This window comes from Rhizobium freirei PRF 81 (assembly GCF_000359745.1).
Taxonomy (GTDB): Bacteria; Pseudomonadota; Alphaproteobacteria; order Rhizobiales; family Rhizobiaceae; genus Rhizobium; species Rhizobium freirei.
In genome coordinates, this window is sequence record NZ_AQHN01000067.1 from 132,387 (window position 1) to 138,466 (window position 6,080).

General features: G+C 59.4%; 4 protein-coding genes. 3 read left to right on the forward strand and 1 reads right to left on the reverse strand.

What is annotated here, in order from left to right:
• Positions 1-15 precede the first annotated feature (15 nt).
• Both RHSP_RS18165 and RHSP_RS18170 read left to right on the forward strand, forming a co-directional pair.
• The gene (locus RHSP_RS18165; RefSeq protein WP_004120429.1) at positions 16-1,161 is read left to right on the forward strand and encodes an aldo/keto reductase; all 1,146 of its coding nucleotides are present in this window, start codon (positions 16-18) and stop codon (positions 1,159-1,161) included.
• Between the two features lie 29 nt (positions 1,162-1,190).
• Positions 1,191-2,474: an NAD(P)/FAD-dependent oxidoreductase gene (locus tag RHSP_RS18170; RefSeq protein WP_004120431.1), complete on the forward strand. Its 1,284-nt coding sequence runs from the start codon at positions 1,191-1,193 to the stop codon at positions 2,472-2,474.
• 96 nt (positions 2,475-2,570) lie between these two features.
• Here RHSP_RS18170 and RHSP_RS18175 read toward each other — a convergent pair whose 3' ends face one another.
• A complete protein-coding gene (locus tag RHSP_RS18175; RefSeq protein ID WP_037152715.1) occupies positions 2,571-3,515 on the reverse strand; it encodes a LysR substrate-binding domain-containing protein in 945 nt (314 codons plus the stop codon).
• A 92-nt stretch (positions 3,516-3,607) separates the two neighbouring features.
• On the opposite strand from RHSP_RS18175, the gene RHSP_RS18180 reads away from it, so the two are divergent.
• Positions 3,608-6,049: a GcvT family protein gene (locus RHSP_RS18180; protein ID WP_037152717.1), complete on the forward strand. Its 2,442-nt coding sequence runs from the start codon at positions 3,608-3,610 to the stop codon at positions 6,047-6,049.
• Positions 6,050-6,080: the final 31 nt, after the last annotated feature.

Here is a 6,080-nt window from a genome sequence, read left to right on the forward strand (position 1 = left end):
TCGAGCGGGGGGAACATGACTGTCGATCAATATTATCTGCTCGGGCGCTCGGGGCTGCGCGTCAGTCGTCTGGCGCTGGGCACAATGACCTTCGGCAATGGTGGAATTCGTGGCATTGGCGGAAGCTGGGGTACGGACGAACCGACAGCACGGGCGATCTTCAATCGCTATATTTCCGCTGGTGGAAACTTCATCGACACAGCCAACTCCTATGCGGGCGGGCTCAGCGAAAGTCTTGTCGGCACCTTCGTGACGGAAGCGGGTTTGCGTGACGAGGTCGTCATCGCGACGAAATTCTCCAATAGTCTCAAACCCGGCAATCCGAATGCAGGCGGAAATGGCCGCAAGGCGATGATGCAGGCCGTGGATGCCTCGCTCAAGCGTCTAAAGACGGACTATATCGATCTTTATCTCCTTCATACCTGGGACCGCATGACCCCGGCTGAGGAAGTCATGCGAACATTCGACGACCTCGTCCGTGCCGGCAAGATCCGCTATGCCGGGCTCTCGGATGTGCCGGGCTGGTATGCTGCGCGTGCCCAGACCTGGGCGGAGGCGCACTCGCTCACCCAGCCCATTTGCCTGCAACTGCCATATTCGATGGTGGAACGGAGCATCGAGCATGAATTCGTGCCACTCGCCGAGACGCTTGGCATTAGCATCACTGCGTGGAGCCCGCTGGCCATGGGGCTTCTTTCCGGAAAGTATCGCGCCGGCTCGGGAGAGCAGGCGCGGCTTTCACAGGATGCATCAGGCGGTGGCCTCGGATTGTTCACCGAGCGCAACACGCGCATCCTCGCTGTGCTGGAAAGGATTGCCGGAGAGATGGGGCATAGCATGGCGCAGGTGGCGCTCAACTGGTGCGTAAACCGTCCCGGTGTCGCTGCCGCAATCGCTGGTGCAAGCCGGCTTTCGCAACTGGACGATAATCTTGCCGCACTGGATTTTACGATCCCAGCCGAATTTCGTTCGCAGCTCGACAGCGTCAGTGCCATTGATGCTCCCTATCCCTATGCGCTTTTTGCGGATGACTATCAGGCCGCGATCTTGAATGCCGGCGCGTCCGTCGGTGACAAACCGCCAAGCTATCGCAAGGAAATCCTGCTGCCCAAGGTCACGGATTATGTGTTCGGTCAATCGAAGAACAAAGATCTCGGTTGACCCGGCGATTGGTTGCAAGGAGCCATGACATGTTGAATGACGCACGCTCCCACGGCCTGTGGGAAAAAACGGCCATCCCAGCTCCCCTGACAATCTCCTTGTCCGGCGCGCTTACCGCGGATGTGGTGATTGTCGGTGGCGGTTTCACCGGGCTGTCTGCTGCGCTGCATCTTGCCGAAGCCGGACGGAGCGCCGTCGTGCTTGAGGGTAATGAAGTCGGCTTCGGCGGATCAGGCCGCAATGTCGGCCTTATCAATGCCGGCATGTGGGTGATGCCCAACGATCTACCGGGAGAGCTTGGCAATATTCACGGCGAGCGACTGCTCCAGCTCCTCGGCGATGGTCCGCAAGTTGTCATGTCCATTATCGACAAGCATGGCATAGAATGCGAGCTCGAACGCAGCGGCACCCTGCATTGCGCGGTCGGTGCCTCCGGTCTGAAGGAAATCAACGAGCGCGCGAGACAATGGCAAAAGCGCGGAGCACCGGTCGAAATCTTGGACGCGGCTGAGACTGCAGCCCGCATCGGTACGAATGCCTACGCTGGCGCGCTGCTTGATCGACGTGCTGGAACACTTCAACCGCTTGCTTATGCGCGCGGCCTTGCGAATGCGGCGTTGAACGCCGGGGCCAGGCTGCACACAGGATCGCCTGTCCACTCCTATGCGCAGGAGGGGACGGGCTGGAAGGTCTCAACCGCGGCTGGATCGGTCACGGCCAAATGGGTTATCGTTGCGACTGATGCCTATAGCGAGGGGCCGTGGGCGAAGGTTCGCCGCGAGCAGGTACATCTACCCTATTTCAACCTTGCCACCCGGCCGCTGTCATCCTCGCTGCGCCATTCGATCCTTCCCGGTCGTGAAGGAGTGTGGGACACGAAGGAGATCCTCTCGTCCTTCCGGATGGACAGGGCCGGCCGGCTGGTATTTGGTAGCGTCGGCGCTCTGCGTAACACGGGCACCGCCATTCATACCAGTTGGGCAAAACGCTCGCTTGCGCGGCTGTTTCCGCAGCTGGGTCCTGTCGAGTTCGAATATGAATGGTACGGCAAGATCGGCATGACGGATAATGCCCTGCCGCGCTTCCATCGTTTCGAACGGAATATTGTGGGCTTTTCCGGCTACAACGGCCGCGGCATTGCGCCGGGAACGGTCTTCGGACGGGTCCTGGCTCGCCATGTCCTCGGCGAGTTGAAAGAAGCCGATTTACCTTTGCCCGTCACCGATATGAAAGACCCGTCTTTTAGAGGCCTCAAAGAATCCTATTACGAAGTAGGTGCACAACTTGCGCATTTTTCCGGAGAGAGATTCTAGAGCAATCCAGCAAAAGCGCGCTGCGGTTTTCCGTCCGGAATGCGTAAGAAAACAAGAAGATAGAGCGTTTCCGCGATTCAAAGAAAAGCGGATGCTCTAGGTCGCGGACATCCCGGCCGTTTCGAAGATCGGGGCGTCCGCATCTTGGTCGAGCAGCCAATCTCGAAACAGCATCGCACCATGCTTTGCAGGACGCTGAGCCGGCATGACGATATATATCGTCTGGCCGGAACGATGAACCGCGTCGAGCGGGTAGACCAACCGGCCGGCCCGGACGTGGTCATGAACAAGGTGCTTCCAGCCGAGCGCGATGCCTTGTCCGAGAACGGCGGCTTCGATCGAGCTGAGGGCGTCCGTGAAGATGAAATCCTGATTGAGGCGGGCGACCGGAACGGAATGCTGCGCCAGCCATTCACGCCAGCCAAGCCGGACACGATGCCGTTCTTCGAAGTGCAGAAGCGGGTGGTTGAGCAAATCGGAAGCTTCGCTGATCGGGCCGTGCTCCCTTAGATAATCCGGGCTGCAGACGGGAATGACCTCCTCGGTCACGAAATGCCAAGCGTGTATCCCCGGCCATTTGCCGGCGCCGAGCCGGGCTGAAATATCTATGTTCTCTTCATTCAAGTCCTGATCGTCGCGGCTGCTTTCCTCGATGCGCAGCGCGATATCGGGATATTTCACCTTGAAATCCTTAAGACGCGGCAGAAGCCAGAGTTGCACGAAGGAGGCCGAGAACGAAACCCTGACGGTGTCGTTCGAATGCTTCGTGCGCAACGAGGTCAGGACCATGTGGAGATGGTCGAAGGCTTGCTGGGTCTCCTGATAGAATCTCAGGCCCTCGGCGGTCAGTTCCAGGCGGGTATGCTCGCGGCGAAACAGTTTCAGTCCTGTCGCCTCCTCCAGGAGCTTGATCGTCTTGCTGACGGCCGGCTGGCTCACATTGAGCTCCTCGGCCGCCGCCGTGAAGCTTCGCCGCCGCGCCGCCGCTTCGAAGACGAAAAGATAATTGGCGGAAGGTACAAGCGATCGAAGTCTATGCATAATCTGAAGTTATGCTCCTTTGCATTTTTTTGCAACGTCACAACCGAAGTCGCCGCCGCTAGTCTCGCCCGAAATCAACTCGGGAACTCCTAATGCAAACTCATGCTCGCGCCGTTGTCATCGGTGGTGGTTGTGTCGGCGCCGCCATCCTCTATGGACTCACCAAACGTGGCTGGACAGATGTCGCGCTGCTGGAGCGTACCCAGCTCACCGCGGGTTCGACCTGGCATGCGGCAGGCCTCATCCCTTCTTACGCCCGCAGCATCAACATCGGCCGAATGATCTCCAAGACGATCGAGATATATGAGGGCCTGGAGGCGGAAACCGGGCAGCATATCGGTTGGCACAAATGCGGGCAGCTGCGGATCGCCAATACGCGCGACCGCCTGGACGAGTACAAGAGCTATATGAGCGTTGCTGCCGTTCAGGGCATTCGCGCTGAGCTCGTCACACCGCAGGAAGCGCGCAAGCTTTGGCCGTTGCTCGAAAACAATCATGAGATGTTGGCAGCCCTCTATCACCCGGATGATGGCCATATAGCGCCCGCCGATGTCACGCAGGCGATGGCGAAAGGCGCTCGAGATCGCGGTGCCAAGATCTATCTCAACACCGAGGTTCGCGGCTTTGAACGCTTGCCGGGTGGCGAGTGGAAGATCCTGACCAACAATGGCGAGATCATTTGCGAACATGTCATCTCGGCAACCGGCAATTATGCGCGCCAGACCGGCGCCATGCTCGGGCTTGAAATTCCGGCGATCCCGATCGTCCATCAATATTGGATCACCGATGCGGTTCCGGAAGTCGCGGAGCGCAAGCGCCAGGGGTTGCCGGAAATGCCGATCCTGCGCGACGAGGCCTTCGAGGGATATCTGCGCGAGGAGGGTGATGGTCTCATGTTCGGCCCCTATGAGAAGACGGAGCACCTGAAGCTTTTTGCCGAGAACGGCGTTCCGGAATGGTTTGGCGCCGACTTGCTGGAAGAGGATTTCGATTCCGTTTCCTGGAACTGGGAGCGCGCGATGGAGCTTGTTCCGGCTCTTGGCCGGGTCGGCATCAAGGCGAATGTGCGCGGCCCATTCCAGATGACGGCTGACGAGTTGCCATTGGTCGGGCCGGCCTGGGGACTGGAGAATGTCTGGATCGCCGAAGGTGTGCCGGGTGGCATCCTCTGGGGTGGCGCGATCGGCTATTACCTGTCGGAGCGCATCGTCGAAGGAGCAAACAGCCTGGATACCTCCGAACTCGATCCGCGCCGCTTCGGCGACTATGCCAATAAGGAATGGACGCGACAAAAGGTACGCGAAAGCTGGGGCACCCACGCCGAGTTGCACTATCCGGGCCAGGACATGCCGGCAGCTCGCCCCCAGAAGACGGCACCCTCCTATGATATCCTGTCCAGGCGCGGGGCTGTCTGGGGTGTCCTCAACGGTTGGGAGATGCCGAACTGGTTTGCGCCGGATGGTGTCGAGGCGAAGGATCAATACAGCTGGCGCTGGACGGAAAAGGGCAAGTATGTCGGCGAGGAAGTCCATGCGGTGCGCAACGCCGTCGGTCTCGTCGAAATGACGCCGATGACCAAGTTCGAGATCTCCGGTCCGGGCGCCGAAGCGTGGCTCGACGGCATTCTCGCCAATCGCCTGCCAAAAGTCGGCCGCGTCAATCTCAGCCATCACCTGACAAAGAATGGCGGCGTCCAGGCGGAGTATATCGTGTCCCGTCTTGAGGATGGCACGTTCTATCTGATTTCGACGCCGCGGGCCGAGCGCTGGAATTTCGACGATCTTTCGAAACTTCTGCCGAAGGATGGATCGGTTCAGCTGCGGAACGTGACGAACGAGCGCGGCTGCTTCACCATCGTTGGGCCAAAGGCGCGCGAGGTGCTTCAGGGGCTTACTGAGCTCGATCTGTCCAATGAGGGCTTCCCCTGGTTTGGAGTCAGATCAGCCACGGTCGGTCTCGCCACCGACGTCCGGCTGCTGCGCGTGAATTATGAAGGCGAGCTGGGATGGGAGCTTTATCACCCGCTTTGCTATCAGCGGCATCTGCTCGAAGCCTTGCTGGCAGCGGGCGAGCCGCACGGCCTGCGCTTGATCGGTCTGCAGGCGCTGGAATCCCTCCGGCTGGAAAAATCCTACCGTGCCATGTATCGCGACATGAACCCCGAGCTGACAGCCTGGGAAAGCAGCCTCGACCGCTTCATTCGATTGGACAAGGGCGAGTTCATCGGCAGGCAGGCTCTGGTTCGGCAGAAAGAGCAGGGGATCAAGCAGCGATCGGTTACGATTTCCATCGAGACCGATGGTGCAAGCTCGCTCATCCATGAAGGTGTCTATCATGACGGCAAGCTCGCCGGCCGCATCACCTCCGGCGGTTACGCCTATACGCTTGGCTATGACGTCGCTTTCGCCCTGCTTCCTGTCGAGCTTGGCAATCCCGGGACCGAACTCGAGGTGCCGATATTGGGGGAAATGCGCAAGGCGTGCGTGATTGCTGAGTCACCCTACGATCCCGATGCCCACCGCGGTCGCATGTGAGCCGCCAAAGATCGAGTTCAGGAGAAAACAT

Coding starts and splice junctions, on each gene's coding strand:
- RHSP_RS18180 (WP_037152717.1), top strand. CDS start 3,608: ATGCAAACTCATGCTCGCGCCGTTGTCATCGGTGGTGGTTGTGTCGGC.
- RHSP_RS18165 (WP_004120429.1), top strand. CDS start 16: ATGACTGTCGATCAATATTATCTGCTCGGGCGCTCGGGGCTGCGCGTC.
- RHSP_RS18175 (WP_037152715.1), bottom strand. CDS start 3,515: ATGCATAGACTTCGATCGCTTGTACCTTCCGCCAATTATCTTTTCGTC.
- RHSP_RS18170 (WP_004120431.1), top strand. CDS start 1,191: ATGTTGAATGACGCACGCTCCCACGGCCTGTGGGAAAAAACGGCCATC.